Source organism: Neisseria sp. P0019.S002, assembly GCF_051957155.1.
In the GTDB taxonomy this organism is placed as follows: domain Bacteria; phylum Pseudomonadota; class Gammaproteobacteria; order Burkholderiales; family Neisseriaceae; genus Neisseria; species Neisseria perflava.
The window spans coordinates 320,180-340,050 of sequence record NZ_JBQCWS010000002.1 but is presented as its reverse complement, the minus strand read 5'-3'; the positions used below and the strand labels follow the sequence as shown (position 1 = coordinate 340,050).

Annotated in this window: 20 protein-coding genes; all 20 read right to left on the bottom strand. The window is 48.3% G+C overall.

Going from position 1 to position 19,871, the window contains the following annotated elements; translation table 11 throughout:
- Positions 1 to 27: 27 nt before the first annotated feature.
- Positions 28 to 1,437: a UDP-N-acetylmuramate--L-alanine ligase gene (gene murC / locus ACTHTY_RS05010; RefSeq protein WP_440366637.1), complete on the bottom strand. Its 1,410-nt coding sequence runs from the start codon at positions 1,435 to 1,437 to the stop codon at positions 28 to 30.
- A 166-nt stretch (positions 1,438 to 1,603) separates the two neighbouring features.
- Positions 1,604 to 2,671, bottom strand: a complete 1,068-nt coding sequence (murG, locus tag ACTHTY_RS05005; RefSeq protein WP_440366636.1) for an undecaprenyldiphospho-muramoylpentapeptide beta-N-acetylglucosaminyltransferase — start codon at positions 2,669 to 2,671, stop codon at positions 1,604 to 1,606.
- Positions 2,672 to 2,675: 4 nt separating this feature from the next.
- Positions 2,676 to 3,938, bottom strand: a complete 1,263-nt coding sequence (locus ACTHTY_RS05000) for an FtsW/RodA/SpoVE family cell cycle protein (RefSeq protein WP_440366635.1) — start codon at positions 3,936 to 3,938, stop codon at positions 2,676 to 2,678.
- Positions 3,939 to 4,230: 292 nt separating this feature from the next.
- Positions 4,231 to 4,791, bottom strand: coding sequence for a L,D-transpeptidase family protein (locus ACTHTY_RS04995; RefSeq protein WP_440365665.1), 561 nt, complete (start codon positions 4,789 to 4,791; stop codon positions 4,231 to 4,233).
- A gap of 13 nt (positions 4,792 to 4,804) precedes the next feature.
- Positions 4,805 to 6,142 (bottom strand): UDP-N-acetylmuramoyl-L-alanine--D-glutamate ligase, encoded by a 1,338-nt coding sequence (gene murD / locus ACTHTY_RS04990; RefSeq protein ID WP_440366634.1) that lies wholly within the window; start codon positions 6,140 to 6,142, stop codon positions 4,805 to 4,807.
- A 43-nt stretch (positions 6,143 to 6,185) separates the two neighbouring features.
- Positions 6,186 to 6,872, bottom strand: a complete 687-nt coding sequence (locus ACTHTY_RS04985; protein WP_440366633.1) for a tetratricopeptide repeat protein — start codon at positions 6,870 to 6,872, stop codon at positions 6,186 to 6,188.
- An 85-nt stretch (positions 6,873 to 6,957) separates the two neighbouring features.
- Positions 6,958 to 8,181 carry an SEL1-like repeat protein gene (locus ACTHTY_RS04980; RefSeq protein ID WP_440366632.1) on the bottom strand — a complete coding sequence of 408 codons (1,224 nt, stop codon included), beginning with the start codon at positions 8,179 to 8,181 and terminating at the stop codon, positions 6,958 to 6,960.
- An 89-nt stretch (positions 8,182 to 8,270) separates the two neighbouring features.
- Positions 8,271 to 9,425, bottom strand: coding sequence for an SEL1-like repeat protein (locus tag ACTHTY_RS04975; protein WP_440366688.1), 1,155 nt, complete (start codon positions 9,423 to 9,425; stop codon positions 8,271 to 8,273).
- A 70-nt stretch (positions 9,426 to 9,495) separates the two neighbouring features.
- Complete coding sequence (locus ACTHTY_RS04970; RefSeq protein WP_440366631.1) at positions 9,496 to 10,299, bottom strand: SEL1-like repeat protein; 804 nt, start codon at positions 10,297 to 10,299, stop codon at positions 9,496 to 9,498.
- Between the two features lie 68 nt (positions 10,300 to 10,367).
- On the bottom strand, positions 10,368 to 10,856 hold the full coding sequence (locus ACTHTY_RS04965) for a group II truncated hemoglobin (protein WP_440366630.1): 489 nt from the start codon (positions 10,854 to 10,856) through the stop codon (positions 10,368 to 10,370).
- Positions 10,857 to 10,972: 116 nt separating this feature from the next.
- Positions 10,973 to 12,055, bottom strand: a complete 1,083-nt coding sequence (gene mraY / locus ACTHTY_RS04960; RefSeq protein WP_004518887.1) for a phospho-N-acetylmuramoyl-pentapeptide-transferase — start codon at positions 12,053 to 12,055, stop codon at positions 10,973 to 10,975.
- A 101-nt stretch (positions 12,056 to 12,156) separates the two neighbouring features.
- A complete protein-coding gene (locus ACTHTY_RS04955) occupies positions 12,157 to 12,306 on the bottom strand; it encodes a hypothetical protein (RefSeq protein WP_049335337.1) in 150 nt (49 codons plus the stop codon).
- Between the two features lie 16 nt (positions 12,307 to 12,322).
- A complete protein-coding gene (locus ACTHTY_RS04950; RefSeq protein WP_440366629.1) occupies positions 12,323 to 12,718 on the bottom strand; it encodes a hypothetical protein in 396 nt (131 codons plus the stop codon).
- 32 nt (positions 12,719 to 12,750) lie between these two features.
- A complete protein-coding gene (locus tag ACTHTY_RS04945; protein WP_440366628.1) occupies positions 12,751 to 14,118 on the bottom strand; it encodes a UDP-N-acetylmuramoyl-tripeptide--D-alanyl-D-alanine ligase in 1,368 nt (455 codons plus the stop codon).
- Complete coding sequence (locus tag ACTHTY_RS04940) at positions 14,115 to 14,627, bottom strand: hypothetical protein (protein ID WP_070824159.1); 513 nt, start codon at positions 14,625 to 14,627, stop codon at positions 14,115 to 14,117. The genes ACTHTY_RS04945 and ACTHTY_RS04940 overlap by 4 nt, the downstream gene beginning before the upstream one ends.
- A 21-nt stretch (positions 14,628 to 14,648) precedes the next feature.
- The gene (locus ACTHTY_RS04935) at positions 14,649 to 15,503 is read right to left on the bottom strand and encodes a peptidase (RefSeq protein ID WP_440366627.1); all 855 of its coding nucleotides are present in this window, start codon (positions 15,501 to 15,503) and stop codon (positions 14,649 to 14,651) included.
- A 24-nt stretch (positions 15,504 to 15,527) separates the two neighbouring features.
- Positions 15,528 to 16,049: a M23 family metallopeptidase gene (locus ACTHTY_RS04930; protein WP_440366687.1), complete on the bottom strand. Its 522-nt coding sequence runs from the start codon at positions 16,047 to 16,049 to the stop codon at positions 15,528 to 15,530.
- 180 nt (positions 16,050 to 16,229) lie between these two features.
- Complete coding sequence (locus ACTHTY_RS04925) at positions 16,230 to 17,708, bottom strand: UDP-N-acetylmuramoyl-L-alanyl-D-glutamate--2,6-diaminopimelate ligase (protein ID WP_440366626.1); 1,479 nt, start codon at positions 17,706 to 17,708, stop codon at positions 16,230 to 16,232.
- 26 nt (positions 17,709 to 17,734) lie between these two features.
- A complete protein-coding gene (locus tag ACTHTY_RS04920; RefSeq protein WP_004518895.1) occupies positions 17,735 to 19,483 on the bottom strand; it encodes a peptidoglycan D,D-transpeptidase FtsI family protein in 1,749 nt (582 codons plus the stop codon).
- A gap of 74 nt (positions 19,484 to 19,557) precedes the next feature.
- The gene (gene ftsL / locus ACTHTY_RS04915) at positions 19,558 to 19,821 is read right to left on the bottom strand and encodes a cell division protein FtsL (RefSeq protein WP_003681879.1); all 264 of its coding nucleotides are present in this window, start codon (positions 19,819 to 19,821) and stop codon (positions 19,558 to 19,560) included.
- Between the last annotated feature and the right edge of the window lie 50 nt (positions 19,822 to 19,871).

The following is a 19,871-nucleotide window of genomic DNA, read 5'->3' as shown; positions in this document are numbered from 1 at the left end:
GTCCTCAAAGGCAAATATGCCTGTTTATTATGATTGTTTCGACAATTCCACCAATGCAGACGGAACGCGGTTGATGCTGCCGGCACCCATATTCAACACAACATCGCCGTCTTGCAAAACGTTCAGCAGCATTTGCGGCAGGTCGGCAACGTTTTCGCAGTAAATCGGCTCAAGTTTGCCCAATACGCGGATGGCGCGTGCCAGAGCGCGAGAATCGGCTGCGGCAATCGGCTCTTCACCTGCGGCATAAACTTCGGTCAACACCAGCGCATCGACGGTATTGAGGACTTTGGTGAAATCTTCGAACAAATCACGTGTGCGGGTATAGCGGTGTGGTTGGAAAGCCAAGACCAAACGTTTTTCAGGGTATGCACCGCGCGCAGCGGAAAGGGTTGCTGCCATTTCAACAGGATGATGGCCATAATCGTCCACCAGCAAAGCAGTTCCGCCGTTTGGCAACTTAATGTCGCCATATTTTTGGAAGCGGCGGCCGACACCCTCAAAGCCGAGCAAACCTTTTTGGATCGCTTCAACCGATGCGCCAACTTCCAGCGCAACGCCGATAGCCGCCAACGCATTGAGGACGTTGTGGCGGCCGGGCATATTCAAAACAACTTCAAACGGCTCTTGCTCATGTCCTTTCATTTGAACATGAACGGTAAATTTCATTTGCGCACCGATGTTTTCGATGTCGGTTGCGTAGATATCAGCGGTATCGTCCAAGCCGTAAGTGGCGTAAGGTTTGCTGATTTTCGGTAAAATCGCGCGGACGTGTTCGCTGTCGATACACAAAAATGCCTTACCGTAAAACGGCATACGGTGGATAAAATCTACAAACGCCTGATGCAGTTTATCAACGCTGTGACCGTAAGTATCCATGTGATCTTCGTCGATATTGGTCACGACGGACATAATCGGCGTCAGATACAGAAAAGAAGCATCGGATTCGTCGGCTTCGGCAACAATGTATTCGCCTTTACCCAAACGGGCGTTGGTCCCTGCGGCGTTGAGTTTGCCGCCGATAACGAAAGTCGGGTCAAGACCTGCCGCGCCGAGAATAGAAGCGGTCAGGCTGGTAGTTGTGGTTTTGCCGTGCGTACCGGCAATGGCGATACCATCGCGGAAGCGCATCAATTCTGCCAACATCAACGCGCGCGGAATCACGGGAATCTGCTGTTCCAACGCGGCAACAACTTCAGGATTGTCTTTTTTGACGGCAGTAGAGGTAACAACCACGTCGGCACCATTGACGTGTTCGGCAGTATGGCCGGGGTAAACTTGGATGCCGAGAGCGCTCAAATGCTCAGTAACGGCATTACGCGCCTGATCCGAACCGGAAACTTTAAAGCCCAAATTGTGTAAAACTTCGGCAATACCGCTCATGCCGACGCCGCCGATTCCGACAAAATGGATGTTGGTCACTCGATTTTTCATCATAACGTTGCGTTCCGGTTGGTTTTTAGTGCGTAAAGGCGTTATTTTAAAGGGCTATCCGCTTCTGCGCCATGCTTTTATTGTAAAGGAATTTTAACAAAAGCAATAAAGGCCGTCTGAAACGCCTTTAATCAACTTTTCAGACGGCCTTGAATCGAAGTCTGCCTGCTTATTCGGTACAAGAGATGGCAACTTCCGCCACATCGTCCGCACTGTGCGGCAACGCCAAGGTACGGGCATTTTTCGCCCATTTCAGGCATTTTTCACGGTTTAATCCGCCGAGGATTTCGGCCAGTTTTTCTGCCGTCAGTTGAGTTTGCGGCAACAACAAACCGGCTTCGGCCTGCACCATAAAGCGTGCATTGGCTGTTTGATGGTCGTCTACTGCGTGCGGATACGGTACCAGCAATGCGCCCAAACCGGCAGCCGTCAGCTCGGCAATCGTCAGTGCGCCGGCACGGCAAATCACCAAATCGGCATCGCGGTAGGCGGACACCATATCGGTAATAAATTCGACGCACTCGGCTTGTACACCCAACGCATCATAATCCGCCTGCAGGTTGCCCAATTTATTGCGGCCGGACTGATGATACATTTGCGGACGGGCCTCCTCAGGCAATAATGCCAAAGCTTGCGGGACGGTTTTGTTCAACACATCCGCACCCAAACTGCCGCCCACCACCAAAACTTTCAGACGGCCTTGACGGTTTTTAAAGCGTTCCTCGGGAACAGGCAATGCCGCAATATCGGCACGGACAGGGTTACCCACCAATCCGCCTTCATGTTGAAAGGCTTTGGGGAAAGCGTACAGAACACGTTTTGCCCAACGCGACAGTTGGCGGTTGGACAAACCAGCTACGGCGTTTTGCTCGTGAATCACAATCGGCACACCGGAAATTTTTGCCGCCAAGCCGCCGGGGAAAGTAACGAAACCGCCAAAACCGATAACGCACTCGACACGGTGTTTCTTAATAATCTGCTGCGCCGCGCGGACGGTTTTATACAGCGTAAACGGCAACATCAGCTTGCGCTTGATGCCATTGCCACGAATGCCTTTAATGGCCAGCGTTTCCAAGCGTATGCCGTATTGCGGCACAATGCGCTCTTCCATCGAATCCTGACTGCCCAGCCAAATCACATGATGGCCGCGCTTTTGCAGCGACTCGGCAACCGCCAATGCAGGGAAAATATGGCCGCCCGTACCGCCGGCCATCAGCATAAAAGTTTTACCGCTCATGGTTTTACTCCACCGAATAACCGCGCATTTTTTGGCGGTTTTCATAATCAATGCGCAATAACAAAGTAATGCACACCAGCATGATAAAGACAGCCGAACCGCCGTAAGACATAAACGGCAAAGTCAGGCCTTTAGTGGGCAGGATACCGATGTTTACACCGATATTGAAGAAACTTTGAATACCAATCCAAATGCCGATACCGTTGGCAATATACGCACTGAACATCAAGCCCGAATCACGCGCCTGCTTGCCGATGGAAAACGCACGCCACACCAGCCAGCCGTAGCAGAACACCAAAACCAGCATCCCAAAAAAGCCAAATTCCTCGCCGATGACGGCAAAAATAAAGTCCGTATGCGCTTCAGGCAGATAGAAACGTTTTTCCAAACTTGCACCCAAGCCCTCACCAAACCAGCCCCCGCGCGCAATCGCCATCAAGGAATGCGTCAGCTGATAGCCTTTACCCAAAGGATCGCTCCAAGGGTCCAAAAACGCCGCCACACGCGCCATACGGTAAGGCGCGGCCAAAATCAGCAAACCCATTCCACTCACAACAGTCGCTACCAATACGGCAAAATACTTCCACGGAAAACCTGCCAAAAACAGCATACCCATGGTAATCACGACAATCACGACAAACGAGCCAAAGTCCGGCTGACCCATAATCAAAACCAAACCGACCGCCACCAACATAATCGGCAGAATCAAGGTCTTAAACTTGCGGAAGCGTTCCTTTACCCTTACCCAAGCTTCACTTTTAAAAGGGCTGCACACCAAATCGCCAATACCGGTAAACAAAGACGACCAACCCAAAGAATCCAAATCGCGCAACATTTCTTCACGGCGCGTAAACAGGCTGGACAAATACAAGACCGTCGCCAATTTGAAAAATTCAGTCGGTTGCAAGTTGAGCGGTCCGATATGAATCCAGCGCGTCGCGCCGTTAATCTCGCGGCCGACAAACAAAACCAGCAACAACAGCAAACCCGAAACAGCAAAATAAAACGGAATAATCCGCCGCCAGAAGCTCATTTTCAGAAGGGAAAGCGGCAAGCATATGACCACCGTAAACAGGATAAAGATTGCCTGCTTAGACACAAAAGAAAACTGGCTACCCCCTTCCGATGCCGCATACGCAATAGAAGCCGAATAAATCATAATCAGGCTGAAGACCGTCATTAAGACGACCATCCACAAGAGAGAAACATCAAACTTCCGACCATCGCGCGCAATCGACCGGTCAAGCATTTTGGAAAGACTAATCATGAAAACATCCGTAACGGCTTGAATAAAATATTCAGACGGCCTGCTAATGGGCAAGAGGCCGTCTGAAAAAATGAATTAACGTTATTTTAAAGGTTTATTTCCAAACCAACAATTCAGAATCTACGGTTCAAAAAAGAGAAAGCGTGTTGACCTGTCCTTAGGAAGGATTGGCGGCTTATTTTAGATAAAAATCCCAGTATCAAGTCCCCTGCCCTACCAAGCTTTTCAGACGGCCTGACAAGCAATCGACTACCCGTTCCAACCTGCCCCATCACTTCAACAGGCATAAAACCTACGGCAGAATCTCAATTTCCGCATTGTGTTTCACGCTGCGGTAGAGTTCGTCGACTTCTTCGTCCGTTACCGCGATGCAGCCGTTGGTCCAGTCTTTTTGCAGATGTTTTTTGCCAATAAAACCCCAGCCATTTTTCATGCCGTGGATTTTAATCAACCCGCCCGGGCTTTTGCCTTGTGCCGCTGCGTAGGTTTTATCGGCTTCGTTGGGATAGGAAACGCCGAGGTTTTTGTGGTATCCGCTGTTGGGATTGCGCTCATTGATGCGGTATTTTCCTTCGGGCGTTTTGCCGTCGCCTTCAAACTGTTTATGCCCGACCGGTTGCTTGCCCAACGAAATGGGATAGATTTTCAGCAGCCTGCCTTGCGAGTAGGCCGACATGGTGCGCTTACTTTTATGCACTACCAATCTGTCGATAACCGCATCTTCAGGCAACGGCGCTTCGCTTGGCATAGTACCGGTTGTCGTGGAACGAATCGGTGCGACAAACCAAAACACCGAAGCGGCGACAGCCAGAAGCAAGACTGCCGCCGAGCCGATTTTCAACCCTCTTTTCATCTTTCAGACGGCCTTACAAAGCTTTGAACGCCTCGACAAACACTTCCGAACGGTGCGCATAGCCTTTGAACATATCAAAGCTCGCACAAGCAGGGCTGAGCAACACAATATCGCCCGCTTCGGCTTGGGCGTATGCCGTCTGAACCGCTTCTTCCAAAGTGGCGCAGTCGGTCATATTCAAACCGCAGCCGTCCAAATCGCGGCGGATTTGCGGCGCATCGACACCAATCAAGAACACACCTTTTGCCTTGCCGACAAGTGCGTCGCGCAGGGGCGTGAAGTTCTGTCCTTTGCCCATGCCGCCCAAAATCACGAAGAGCGGATTTTGCAAACCGGCAATCGCGGCGGCAGTTGCGCCGACATTCGTGCCTTTGCTGTCGTCGATAAACACCACGCCGTTTTTCTCGCCGATTTTTTCCACGCGGTGCGGCAGGCCTTGGAAGGTTTTGACGTGTTCGAGCAATGCTTCGCGCGGCAAACCGATGGCCTCACACAAAGCCACGGCAGCCATGACGTTGGCGGCGTTATGCAAGCCTTGCAGCGGAATGTCTTGCGTGGCAATCAAATCTTCATTGCCTTGTTTCAAATGGCCTGTCTCGCGTTCCAACCAAAAATTGGCTTCGTGTTCCAACGAAAACCATTTCACCTCGCACCCGGCACGCTTCATGGCGCGGCAGAACACGTCGTCTGAATTCAAAACCTGCACGCCATCGCCACGGAAAATCTTATCCTTGGTATGCGCATAGTCAAGCAAGTCGTCGTAGCGGTCGAGATGGTCTTCGGAAATGTTCAGCACTGTCGCCGCAGTCGGGCGCAGGCTTTCGGTGTTTTCCAGTTGGAAGCTGGAAAGCTCCAACACCCACACGTCCGCCTTTTTGCCTTCGCGCTGCAATTCCGCCTCCAAAACCGGCGTGCCGATATTACCTGCGATAACGGTATCCAGCCCGCACTTGATGCAGAGATAGCCGACCAGGCTCGTTACCGTGGTTTTGCCGTTGCTGCCGGTAATTGCAATCACCTTGTCGCCGCGGCGGTTCACAACATCCGCCAGCAATTCAATGTCGCCCAACACGCGCCCGCCGTTTTGCTTGAACGCCTCAATATCCGGCTGACGCTCGCTGATGCCGGGACTGAGCGCCAAAATATCGAAACCGTTGTCCAGCACATCTTTCAGACGACCCGTGTAAAACACCAGCCCTTCAAACATCTTACCGATTTGCGACACGCGCTCCGGTTTCAGCTCCGCATCATACGCGGCAACCTCCGCGCCGTTTTTGCGCAGGTAGGCAATCATGGAAATACCCGTGCCGCCGAGTCCGGCGACGAGGATTTTTTTATCTTGGAAAGTCATTTTGGTTTTATCCTAAGTTTTCTCAGACGGCCTTTAGAAAAATTCAATATCCTGTCTGATTCAATTCTCGATAATTATCACAACCTTGTTGAGATCCATTATCACAAGCCTTGCCATACCATTCCTTAGCAATCACAAGATTTTGCCGAACTCCTTGTCCTTGGGTATACATCACACCCAAATTATATTGTGCCTCGGCATCCCCTTGTTCTGCCGCCTTACGATACCACTGCACTGCCTGTGCATCATCTTGACGGACCCCTTGTCCATCATAATACATGACACCCAAATTATATTGGGCTTTAGCATATCCTTGTTCTGCCGCCTTGCGATACCACTGCACTGCCTGTGTATAGTCCTGACGGACTCCTTGCCCGTTGGCATACATTACACCCAAATTATATTGGGCTTCTGCATCCCCTTGTTCTGCCGCCTTGCGATACCATTGCACTGCCTTTGCATAGTCTTGACGAACTCCTTTACCTTTTTCATACGCCACACCCAAATTATATTGGGCATCGGCCAATCCTTGTTCTGCCGCCTTGCGATACCACTGCACCGCCTGTGTATAGTCCTGACGAACTCCTTGCCCATTGTAGTACATCAAACCCAAATTAAATTGGGCTTTAGCATACCCTTGCCCTGCAGCTTGAAGCGTTTCCTGAAAATCCGGCACATCATCCGCTAAAACCGCTTGCGCCAAGTCCAAAGACAGTAGAACTACCATCATTTTTTTAATAATTTATTCATTCTAAAATTCATTTCTTTCAAATTATTGTTTCTGTTTTATCCTTGGGTTTCAGACGGCCTTTGATTCAAAATTCTGCATCATCCAAGTGGCGATACCCCTCGCAGCCTTGCTGCAATCCATTCTGACATGCCTTACCAAACCACTCCTTGGCAAGATTATGATTTTGACGAATGCCTCGTCCGTGATAATACATTAACCCCAAATTATATTGAGCTTCAGCAAGCCCTTGTTCTGCCGCCTTGCGATACCACTGCACTACCTGTGTATCATCTTGACGGACTCCTTGCCCCTTGGCGTACATTAAACCCAAATTATATTGAGCTTCGGCAACCCCTTGTTCTGCCGCCTTGCGATACCAATGTACTGCCTGCTTATCATCTTGACGGACTCCTTGCCCTTGAACATACATCACACCCAAATTTAATTGAGCCTTTGCATCCCCTTGTTCCGCTGCCTTGCGATACCACTGCACTGCCTGCCTATCATCTTGACGAACTCCTTGTCCTTGGGCATACATCCAACCCAAATTATATTGAGCTTGTACATCTCCTTGTTCTGCCGCCTTACGATACCAATGCACTGCCTGCTTATCATCTTGACGGACTCCTTGACCTTGGGCATACATCACACCCAAATTATATTGGGCACCAACTAAGCCTTGTTCTGCCGCCTTGCGATACCAATGCACTGCCTGTGCATCATCTTGACGGACGCCTCGCCCATTGTCATACATCACGCCCAAATTATATTGTGCATAAGCATCCCCTTGCTCTGCTGCCTTGTAAAACCACTGCACTGCTTGCGCATCATCTTGGCGGACTCCTTGTCCTTCTTCATAAGCCACACCCAAATTATATTGGGCACCAGCTAAGCCTTGTTTTGCCGCCTTGTGATACCACTGTACCGCTTGTGCATCGTCTTGACGGACTCCTTGCCCATCAGCATATTTTAAACCTAAATTATATTGGGCAACGGCATCCCCTTGTTCTGCTGCCTTACGATACCATTTGACTGCTTCGACATAGTCTTGACGGACTCCTCTCCCATCAGCATACAGCCCACCCAAATTCACTTGGGCATCGACATGCCCTTGCTCTGCTGCCTTGCGATACCATTTGACTGCTTCGACATAGTCTTGACGGACTCCTTGTCCTTGAGTGTACATCAGACCCAAATTATATTGAGCAGGAGCATACCCTTGTTTTGCAGCTTGAAGCGTTTCCTGAAAATCCGGCACATTATCCGCACAAACCTCCTGCACTAAGCACAAAGATAATAGGATTCTCATTATTTTTTTTAATAATTTATTCATTTTAAAATCCATTACATTCAAATTATTATTTCTGTTTTATCCTAGTTTTTCAGACGGCCTTTGATTCAAAATTCTGCGCCATCCAAGTGACGATACGCCTCGCAGCCTTGTTGCAATCCATTCTGACATGCCTTACCAAACCACTCCTTGGCAAGAGTATGATTTTGACGAATGCCTCGTCCGTAATAATACATCTCGCCCAAATTATATTGAGCATCAGCTAAGCCTTGTTCTGCTGCCTTATGGTACCACTGTGCTGCTTGTACGTAGTCTTGACGGTCTCCTTGCCCAGTGGCATACACTACACCCAAATTAAATTGAGCTTTGGCATTTCCTTGTTCTGCCGCCTTGCGATACCACTTCACAGCTTGTACGTAGTCTTGCTCAACTCCTTGGCCATTAGCATACATTACACCCACATTTAATTGCGCAACCATATCACCTTGCTCTGCTGCCTTTCTGTACCACTCAATCGCCTGTACATAATCTTGTCTTACACCTTTTCCGCTAGCGTACATACCACCTAAATTATATTGTGCATCTACATTCCCTTGCTCTGCTGCCTTGCGATACCATTCTATAGCCTGCGTGTAATCCTGACGTCCCCCTTTACCATTTGCATATGCTAAACCCAAATTATATTGACCTGCCGCATCCCCATGTTCTGCAGCTCTACGAAACCATTTCAACGCCTGCTCATAGTCTTTGCAAACACCTTGCCCTTTAGCATACAGCATACCCAAATTTAACTGAGCATCTGTATTTTCCTGATTCGCAGCCCTATAAAACCATTCTGCAGCCTGAGCATAGTCTTGACTAACACCTTGCCCATTTTGATACAGCATACCCAAATTATTTTGGGCTCCAGTATCACCCTGTGCGGCAGCCTTACGATACCATTCTGCCGCCTGTACATAATCTTGACCAACACCTTGCCCTAGCTGATACATTACACCCAAGTTAAATTGAGCTTTAGCATTCTCTTGCTCTGCTGCCTTATGAAACCACTGCACTGCTAGCCTGTTGTCTTGACTAATACCCTGTCCATTCGCATACATTGCTCCAATACTTAATTGAGCTTCTGGATCTCCTTGCTCCGCAGCTCTCAGCATATTCTTAAAATCCGGAATACTTTCAGCTAAAGCTGCCTGCCCTAACCCAAAGCAAGCCATCACACCCATTATTATTTTTTTCACCGAAATCTTCATTTTAAAATCCATTACATTCAAATTATTATTTCTGTTTTATCCTAGTTTTTCAGACGGCCCTTAGCAAAATTTAATATCCTGCCTAATCCAATTTTTGATAAGCATCACAACTTTGCTTGTCTCCATTAGCACAAGCCTTCTTAAACCATTCTTTAGCAACTATTTTACTTTGACGTACACCTTGCCCTTTTAGATACATTACACCTAAATTGTATTGTGCAATGATATTTCCCTGAGCTGCCGCTTTGCGATACCATTTAAATGCCTGTGCATAATCTTGGTGAACACCTTGCCCATTAGCATACTTCGTACCTAAATTATTTTGAGCTTCGGCACCCCCCTGTTCCGCCGCCTTACGAAACCATTTGACCGCTTCAACATGGTCTTCCCGAACACCTTGCCCTTTTTCATACATCGAACCTAAATTGTTTTGTGATGAAGCATTTCCCTGTTCTGCCGCCTTACGAAACCATTTGACTGCTTCTGCATAGTTTTGGCGGACTCCTTGTCCTTCCTTATACTTCACACCCAAATTGTTTTGGGCTTCTACATAACCCTGTTCTGCTGCTTTGCGATACCATTTTACAGCCTCAACATAGTCTTGACGGACACCCAGTCCATAGGCATACATTCCGCCCAAATTGTGTTGTGCAGCGCCATGCTTCTGTTCTGCTGCCTTGCGATACCATTTAACCGCTTCAGCATAGTCTTTACGGACACCTTGTCCGTTACGATACATCTGACCAAGATTGTATTGGGCAGCAACAACTCCTTGTTCTGCCGCCCGCAAGGTTTCCTGAAAATTAGGGACATTATCCGCCCACACTAGTTGGCTGAAACTCAAGGCAATCATGCCCAACATTATTCTTTTAAAGCACTTATTCATTTTAAAACCTATTACTTTTTACTTTTAAATTATTGTTCCTGTTTTATCCAAGAAGTTTCAGACGGCCTTTAGCCAGCAAATTCCTTAAAAAAGCTATTCACACCGTAGCTACTCAAAATCTGCTGCAATTCCGGTGCACGTACCCATGGGTCAACCGCCATCGGCGGCATAGGCGGTTCGATACCGTCTTCGTTTTGGTTACGACACCAATCTGCCATGGCAAAAACTTGGATTAAAACCGGCTCGGCAAGTGCTTTGTCGATGTCCAGTTCGCTCATGGCTTGGGCAAAGCAGGCGATCCATTCGTTGCGGACTTGTACGTTGACGGCAAAAGGCATATGGCGGGCTCGCAGTTGGGGATGGCCGTATTTTTCGACAAAGAGTTGCGGGCCGCCGAGCCAGCCGCTGAAAAATTCGTAGAGCTTTTCGCGTATCAGGGTCATGTCTTCGCCGTGCATTTGGCGCAAGGCTTGGTATTGCAGCTCAAGTTCCATCAAATCGTAGAAACGGTCGGTCAGGGTGCGGATGCCGGTTGCGCCGCCGAAAGATTGGTACATGTTTGGAGACTTTCTGTGTGGATTATTGCGGAATTTATTTTTGAAATAGAGGATTCAGGCAAGCATGCTTACCTTACATAATGGCCGTCTGAAACTTTCAGACGGCCTTTAGAGATTTAGCGGATTTTGAGGGTACTCAAACCAATCAGCACCAAGACGATGGTGATAATCCAGAAACGGACGACGACTTGGGTTTCTTTCCAGCCTTTTTGTTCGTAGTGGTGATGAATCGGCGCCATCAGGAAGATGCGTTTTTTGGTGCGTTTGTACCAACCGACTTGCAACATAACGGAAATGGCTTCAACAACAAACAGGCCACCCATGATGACGAGGACAAATTCTTGGCGGATGATGACGGCAACGGTACCGAGTGCTGCACCGAGCGCGAGTGCGCCGACATCGCCCATAAAGACTTGTGCCGGATAGGCGTTAAACCACAAAAAGCCGAGACACGCGCCACACATGGCGGTACAGAAAATCACCACTTCGTTTGCGCCAGCAACGTAAGGTAATTGCAGGTACTGGGCAAATTGGGAGTGTCCGCTGGCATAAGCAAAGATAGCAAGACCGGCTGCAACAAGTACAACGGGGAATGCGGCCAAGCCGTCCAAACCGTCGGTCAGGTTAACGGCATTGGATGTGCCGACGATGGTCAGATAGGATAATACCAAGAAGCCGACGACACCAAGCGGCAAGGCAACTTGTTTGAAGAAGGGAACAATCAGGATATTGTTGGCGGAATTTGTCGCAAGGTAGAACAATGCCAAACCGGCGATGATGGCAACGCTGGACTGCCACACCATTTTGAATTTGGCAGACACGCCGTTAGGGTCTTTATAAACCACTTTGCGCCAGTCGTCGTAAAAACCGAGTGCACCGGTAGCAAGCAAGACGCCTAAGAGAATCCAGATATAAGGATTTGCCCAGTTGCCCCACAAGATTGTGGACACGGTAATGGCGGTCAAAATCAGCGAGCCGCCCATGGTTGGCGTACCGTTTTTGATCAGGTGGGTTTGAGGGCCGTCGGTACGGACGGCTTGGCCGACTTTAAGCGCAGTCAGTTTGCGGATGGTCCACGGACCAAGCAATAGGGAAAACGCCAAAGCAGTCAAAGCCGCCATGACGGCGCGGAATGTGGTGTATTGAAAAATATTCAGACCGGTTAACCAGTTACTGAAATGTGCGAGCCATAAAAACATGGGGCTTCCTTTTTTGTTTTTGTTGTTACAGCGGGCTTATTGCCCAATTAAAAATAAATCGGTATGCCGTCTGAAATTACAGACGGCCTTGTTGAGTAAGATTATTTCTCTACCACGCAAATCGGATAGTTTCCAGGATTTTTTCCGCCGCCCAAATCCAAGCAAGTATCTTCATAGATAAATGCCTGTACTTTCATTCCGGCATAAAACGCGGCAATCAGCAAACCAGTCAATAGTAAAATCTTTTTCATATTTCAGACGGCCTTCTTAAGTTTTATTTTCTTGAGTCTGAAAATAATCCTTGGGATGTAAGCAAAACAAGCTGTAACAAATTGCAACACGAATGATGACATCCAACAATGGAAAACCGTTCCTAGGGGAAACCAAATAACCGACCATATTGTAGACGATATACAGTATACAGCCATACAGCCACAATCTACGCGCCCAATCCTTACCTCTCCATAGCCCAACAGCACTAACCAGCATCAATATCACTTGAATAAGTAAATGAAAATTTCCTAACCAAAACCACAACCAATCTCCACCTGTGATTTCAATCGCCTCACTTATTACCTCAAACCCTACATCTTTGATGTACTGCCACACCGCCACAGGCCATAAAACTGCTGACACTATTATCATTAAAACGATAACCTGCAACAGTATAGGCCGTTTCCTTTTCTGTTCCATTTTCAGACAACCTCTTTATCCGTCAGTGCCTCGACCACTTCTTCCATCTTCATAAAGCGCGAGCCTTTGACCAGCACAGTAGCGTGTTCAGGCAAATCGTGGCTCAACACTTGAATCAGCGGATCTTTATCAGCAAACCACAAACCTTCCGCACCAAACGTCTCTGCCGCTTCAACGCTGTTGTCGCCGACAAAATACGCGGCCTCGATGTCTTTATCCCGTGCATACGCGCCAACTTCGGCGTGCATGGCGGCGGCTTCGTCCTCACCCAATTCGCCCATGTCGCCCATCACAAAAATACGCGGCGCAGGCATAGCAGCGAGCACATCAATGGCGGCTTTCATACTGTCGGGGTTGGCATTATAAGTATCGTCAATCAAAGTCGCGCCTTTAATGCCTTGCTTGATATTCAGACGGCCTTTGATATTACTGAAATTTTTCAGGCCGTCTGAAACTTCGGCAAGGCTCAAACCTGCCGCCAAAGCCAGAGCAGCCGCCGCTACGGCATTATGCACATTGTGACGGCCGGGGACTGGCAACACCACGGCAACCCGTTCATTGCCACGCACCAAATCAAATTCGCAGGACAACGGTTTCAACTCAATATTTTCTGCATGGACATCGCCACTGGCAACGCCGAAAGTCTGAGCATTCAATTGCGCAGTAGCAGCTTCAAATGTAGCGATATTGGCATCTTCGCACGGAATCAGCGCAATGCCGTCTGAAAGCAAACCTTCGTAGATTTCACTTTTTGCTTTAGCAATATCGCCGACGCCATCAAAACCGCAACCGACATGCGCGCGCAAAGCGTTATTAACCAAAGCAACATTCGGACCGGCGATTCGGGTCAACAAAGACAATTCGCCAAAATGGTTCATGCCCATTTCAATGACGGCATAGCGGTGTTTTTCATTCAGTTTCAACAAAGTCAGCGGCAGGCCGATATGGTTGTTGAAATTACCGGCAGTCGCCAAAACAGCTTCATCACCGAATCGATGACGCAATACGCCGGCCAACATCTCTTTAACCGTCGTTTTACCGGAAGAGCCGGTAATGCCAAAGACAAACGGATTCACATTTTCACGCCACGCCTTCGCCAGTTTTTGCAAAGCCACAAGCGTATCGTCAACCTTCAATGCACCTTTCAAAGCCGCACAATCTTCGCGCGAAACCACAACTGCCGTTGCCCCCGCTGCCAACACATCTTCAACAAAGTCATGCGCGTCAAAGCGCTCGCCGGCAAGCGCGAAAAAAACATCGCCATCCTGAATATCGCGGCTGTCTGTAACAATACGCGAAACGGGTTGATTTTCAGACGGCATCGGAAGGCCGAGAGTTTGACAGATGAAATTTAGGTCTAGTGGTTTCATGATTGTGTTTCTTGTCCTTGTTCTACTTGTTCTAACGGTTCCACATTTTTATCCGTATTTTGGGAAACCATTTTTAAATGACGACAATTGCGTCCTGCCAGTACAATAAAAAGAATAGCGGCAAAATTTATACCGACAGTAAGTTTATGTACTATAAGGCTAAATGATAATTGCAGTACACTTTCTATATAATATGTAAAAGAAAATACATCGCTTGCAAAAGCAATCTGCAATAAGCATGGCGTGTACACATATGTCATTCTCTTAAAACCTACTTCACGGAATTTAAACGCATTCCATGCTGCAGACAACGCCAACACACCCAAGATGAAAAGTAAAATCCCAAAAAACACAGCCCATGCCATGTTGTTAATCAGTCCTTGCACACTCTGAATTGATGCCAGAATCAACCAAACCACGCCCTGCACAAAAGTCAGCCATGCCATAAATTTGCCGCTTTTGGGCAATTTTTTATATTCAGGAAATGTATTGGAAAACCAACTTTTCATACTACAAATCACTTTCTCTTATCAACTGCCGATTTTCCCGTACTGCTGGTAATCGGAAAAACACAATACAATGGTTTTACCGTTTTGGCGGTAGGGGTGGCAAAGACTGTAATTGCCATCTTTTGCCTCATACCGTATTTCATTTGTTTGTCCGGCAAATATTCTTTGCAAGTATTCGCGCTCGCTCAGATTTGGCGCATGAAGATATTGCGTTTTACTGATTGTTTCTTTATTGCCATTCCGAGTAACGACAAAATCATTATTGTCGCCTACCCCCTGAACATTGGGCGCCTGCTCATCAATCCCACTTAAATGAGAATCGGCTGAGAAAGCCAAATAAACCTGTTTATTACCGATCGTATCCGGCACAATCACCGTAGCTGCTTTAAAGGCAGAATCCTCCTTCGACATCAGCTCAAGGATTAACGCTGCTTTTTTGATATACGCAAAATCAAAACGATAATCTGCCAACGCGTTGATTTGCGACGGATTGTCCTTGACGATGCGCTCTAGCGATTGAGTCAAAATCTGACGTTTTTTCTGAACAGTCAGATAATTTCCGCCAAATAACAAGGCTGCTAAAACAGGAAATACTGCCAACAACAAATATAAGGTTTTCCGGCCACCTTTGCTTTCTTCCTCTTGTCCTCGCTCAGCAATACGGGTCAAATTCAGCATGATGTTCAGTATCAAGGCACCCGCCATCACGGCAAAAATCCCAAAAATACTCATCAGGAAAATTTCCGTAATGTATTCGCGGAATACCTTAAGCCCGAAAACATTGGATAAAATCAGAACAAATACCCAATACACCAGCAGCACGACTGCCACCATACCGACGATATTCGTTGCCTTAACCAATTTCTTTGCGTTCATACTCTCAAATCTTGTTCAGAAGGCCTATCTGCTCTGATTAATCAGCGGATACGGATTCACCGCGCCGCTGGGCAGATATACGCCGTAATGCAGGTGGGCCGGTGTGGTTCTAGCGTTGCCGGTTTTACCGACATAGCCGATGACCTGCCCTTCTTTGACTCGCTCATACAGGCGGATACGGGCAAATTTATTCAGATGGGCATAGTAATGCCACGCACCCGGCCCTTGAATACCGATAACTTTACCACCCAATCGGTTGCGCCCAATTTTGGTCACGATACCGGGCGTCGTACTGCGTATTGGCGTATTTTTCTTAGCAAAAATATCCACACCTTCATGCCTGCGCCCCTGACTGCGCGCCGCGCCCCAAGTGTCGTCAAAACGTTTGCCTTTAACAGGATTGGGCAGGCTTTGCTCGGCAGGAGGCTGTTGTGCCCTCAACTGCTCGATTTCGGCAGTAGGACGCGGAAGTTGTTTGGTTGTACAGCCTGCAAATAAAACTACGGCTGCACTGATTAATAAGGTTTTTATCGGCATTTTCAGCATCAAATCGGTCTCCTTGTTGTTCAGACGGCCTTTCTCAAAAGTCTTCTGAAACAAACAACTGTGATGGGTTTAATGGCTGACGTGCCGTAATGCGTGTGTCGTATTGCTTTTATTGTATATGTTTAAATCTTTTTCAGACGGCCTTAAGGTTTCGGGCCGTCTGAACATTTGCGATATGGCTTATCCACGCTCTGCCAATGCTTTTTCTGCAATTTCAAAATCGGAGAAATGGTGCTTCACGCCTTGTACATCCTGATAGTTTTCATGCCCTTTACCGGCAATTAGAATGATGTCGTTCGTAGCAGCCTGCTCAACCGCATAACGAATGGCAACGGCGCGATCAACTTCGACGCGTTCAGGATTAGGGACGGCAGGCAAAATATCGTTGATGATGTCTTGTGGATTTTCCAAGCGTGGGTTATCGCTGGTTACAACAACTTTATCCGCGCCCTGTACGGCTGCTGCGCCCATCAATGGACGTTTACCACGGTCGCGGTTGCCGCCGCAGCCGAATACGCACCATAAAGCCGCACCCTGCGGTTTGATTTCCTGCAAGGTGGAGAGTGCTTTTTCCAATGCGTCAGGTGTGTGGGCGTAATCGACGACGACTAGGGGCTTGCCGCTGTTCATAATGCAATCCATGCGGCCTGAAGCAGGACGGATTTTTGCCAATACATCCAAAACGTTATTGAGTGGATAACCGTTGGCACACAGCAAAGCAACGCAGGCGGCGAGGTTTTGCGCGTTGAATCGTCCGAGCAGACGGGTACGGCATTTTCCTTCGCCCCACGGGGTTTGGAATACGGCTTCCATGCCGTCTGAAGAAGCGGTGAAATCGGTAATGCGGATATTGGCTTGTTCGCTGAAACCATAGCCGTAAACGGCTAAATCGGGACAGTCTTTTTTCAGACGGCCTACCAGTTCTGCGCCGTATTCATCATCGACATTGATGATAGCGTGTTGCAGACCATGCCAGTAGAACAGGCGCGATTTGATGGCACCGTAGGCTTCCATGGTGCCATGATAATCAAGGTGGTCGCGAGTGAGATTGGTGAAGATTGCACTGCGAAACGGCACGCCGTTGACGCGCGATTGGTCAAGGCCGTGGCTGGAAACTTCCATCGCGGCGGCTGTTGCGCCTTGCTGGCGGAAGCGGTAGAGCAGGGTTTGAACATCAACGGGAGCTGGCGTGGTATGCGTGGTCTCTTCCAATGCGCCCCAAAAGCCGTTGCCGACTGTGCCGATAATGGTGGTTTTTTCGCCCAGAAGATCGGCAGCTTGCGCCAGCCATTGTGTGATAGAAGTTTTGCCGTTGGTACCGGTTACGCCCCAAACTTTAAGGCCGTCTGAAACATTGCCGTAAACCTGCGCCGCCAACATACCGGCGCGATGTTTCAGATCTTTAATGCCTTGATTGGGAACGTTCCATTCAGGATTCCATGTGAATTTGCCGTCATCATCCCAAAAAACAAAGGTTGCTCCGTTGGCGATGGCGGCAGGAATATAGCTACGGCCGTCTGTATATTCGCCCTGGCAGGCAACGAAAATGTCACCCTGTTTAATTTGTCGGCTGTCTGAATGCAACAAACGCCCTGCTGCGTTTTCACACAGCAGAGGCGGAAAGTTGGTTTCAGCCAAGGGGGTTAACTTGCTGAACATAAACAATATCTCTTTGATTGTTTGGATTATGACGGTACTTTGACAGTAGCGGTATTACTTAAAGGCTTAGTCGGGGAAACGCCCAAGATGTTCAAGCTTCCGCTCATGACTTCTTTGAATACGGGACCGGCAACCACGCCGCCGTAATAGCCGTTGGCAGTCGGTTCGTCGATGGTAACGGCCACAATCACGCGTGGATTTTTAGCCGGGGCAAAACCGATGAACGTACCGACGTGTTTGTTGTCTACATAGCGACCATTGACCAGTTTACGCGCCGTACCGGTTTTCGCACCTACGTCGAAACCATCCACAGCACCGGCAGTACCGGTACCGCCGGCTTCAGTAACGGAAACCATCAACTCGCGCACTTTTTTTGCAGTAGAGGCTTTGATGACGCGCTTGCCTTTAGGGGCAACCGCTTGCTTTTCAAAGCTGACCGGCAACAATTCGCCGTCATGGGTCAAGACAGTATAGGCACGCGCCAATTGCAACAGGCTCAATTGCAGGCCATAACCGAAAGACATGGTTGCCTGTTCGATTTTTTGCCATCTGCGCCAGCTTCTCAACAAACCTGCAGTCTCGCCAGGAAAGCCTGAATGCATACGCACGCCCACACCTAAATCGTGATAGAAATCGTACATTTCTTTAGGCGTAAACATGGCAGAAAGTTTACTGGTACCGACGTTGGAAGATTTTTGCATAATGCCGCGCACATCCAAAGTAGGATAAACGTGGGTATCCTGCACGGTAGCCGGACCGATTTTGTAAGGCAGGGTATTGAACGTATCGGTTGCATCCACTTTGCCTGAATCCAATGCTTTGGCAATGGTAAACGGCTTCATGGCAGAACCTGGTTCAATCATGTCGGTTACGGCGCGGTTGCGGCGTTGTTCGCTATTGGCCTGACCCGGTTGATTCGGATCGTAAGCCGGGCTGTTGACCAAAGCCAAAATCTCGCCAGTTTGTGCATCCAATACCACAACTGTACCCGCTTTGGCTTTGTGATAAGCCACAGCTTTGTTTAACTCGTCATACGCCAGCGTTTGAATACGCTGATCCAAAGACAAAATCATGTCTTGGCCGTTTTTAGGCACGCTGTTGCGTGGAGAGTCGAGGCTGTCAACGATATTGCCTTTGTTGTCGCGCAATACGACTTTCGCACCATCTTCACCACGCAGGCTGTCTTCACGGGAAAGTTCCAAGCCCTCCTGACCTTTGCCGTCGATATTGGTAAAACCGATAACGTGCGCAAACAGATTGCCCATCGGGTAATGGCGTTTCAATTCTTTTTGGAATGCAATGCCTTTAATGCCCAACGCCTTGATTTCTTCTGCTTTCTCGTAGCTGAGTTGACGTTTCAGATAGATAAAGCCTTTGTCTTTTTTAGACAATTTATTTTTCAAAACTTCAACAGGCACATCGGCAATGGCCGACAATTTTTCCAACTGCTCGTCAGTCGGCATTTCCTCCATACCAGAAGGCATGGCATACAATGATTCAGTAGGCGCACTCAAAGCCAATGTGGCACCATTGCGGTCGGTAATCATACCGCGTGATGCCGGCAGAGGAAGCGTACGCACAAAACGTTGGTCGCCCTGATTTTTCAAAAATTCATGCTGACTGGTTTGCAGATAAACCCCGCGTACCAACAGACCGGTAAATGCCAGCGCAACAGCACCCAGCACCAAACCGATACGCCCGTTACTTGTCAACGGTTTTTTTGTTTTTGTGGTTCCAGACAGCATTTGAGGTTTATATTCGTTCTTAATTAACATGTTGGACTTCTCATGACTTAGCTGCTCAGTGAGCTATTAATTCCCGTAAACACCTTGAAAGCAAGGCTATATTCTTATTTTTTGCGTTCCAGCATAGCCGTATTATGCGCACCCGGCGGAAGCAGATGTTGCTTTTCGGCCGCCACTTTAATCAGTTTGTGGTTGGCCAATCTTGCCTGCTCCAATTTCAAGCGCGCGTAATCCTGTTCCAACTGAATTTCCCGTTTTTGCGCCTTATCCAACTCGATAAAGTGCAAGCGCGACTGGTTTTGCTTAAACACTACGGCAAAGGCCGAAACCGTCACCAAAACCAGTAATAAAATATTCAACTTACCCATTTCAAACTTTCAGACGGCCTGTCAACAGAAACATCCCTTGCGACAATGCC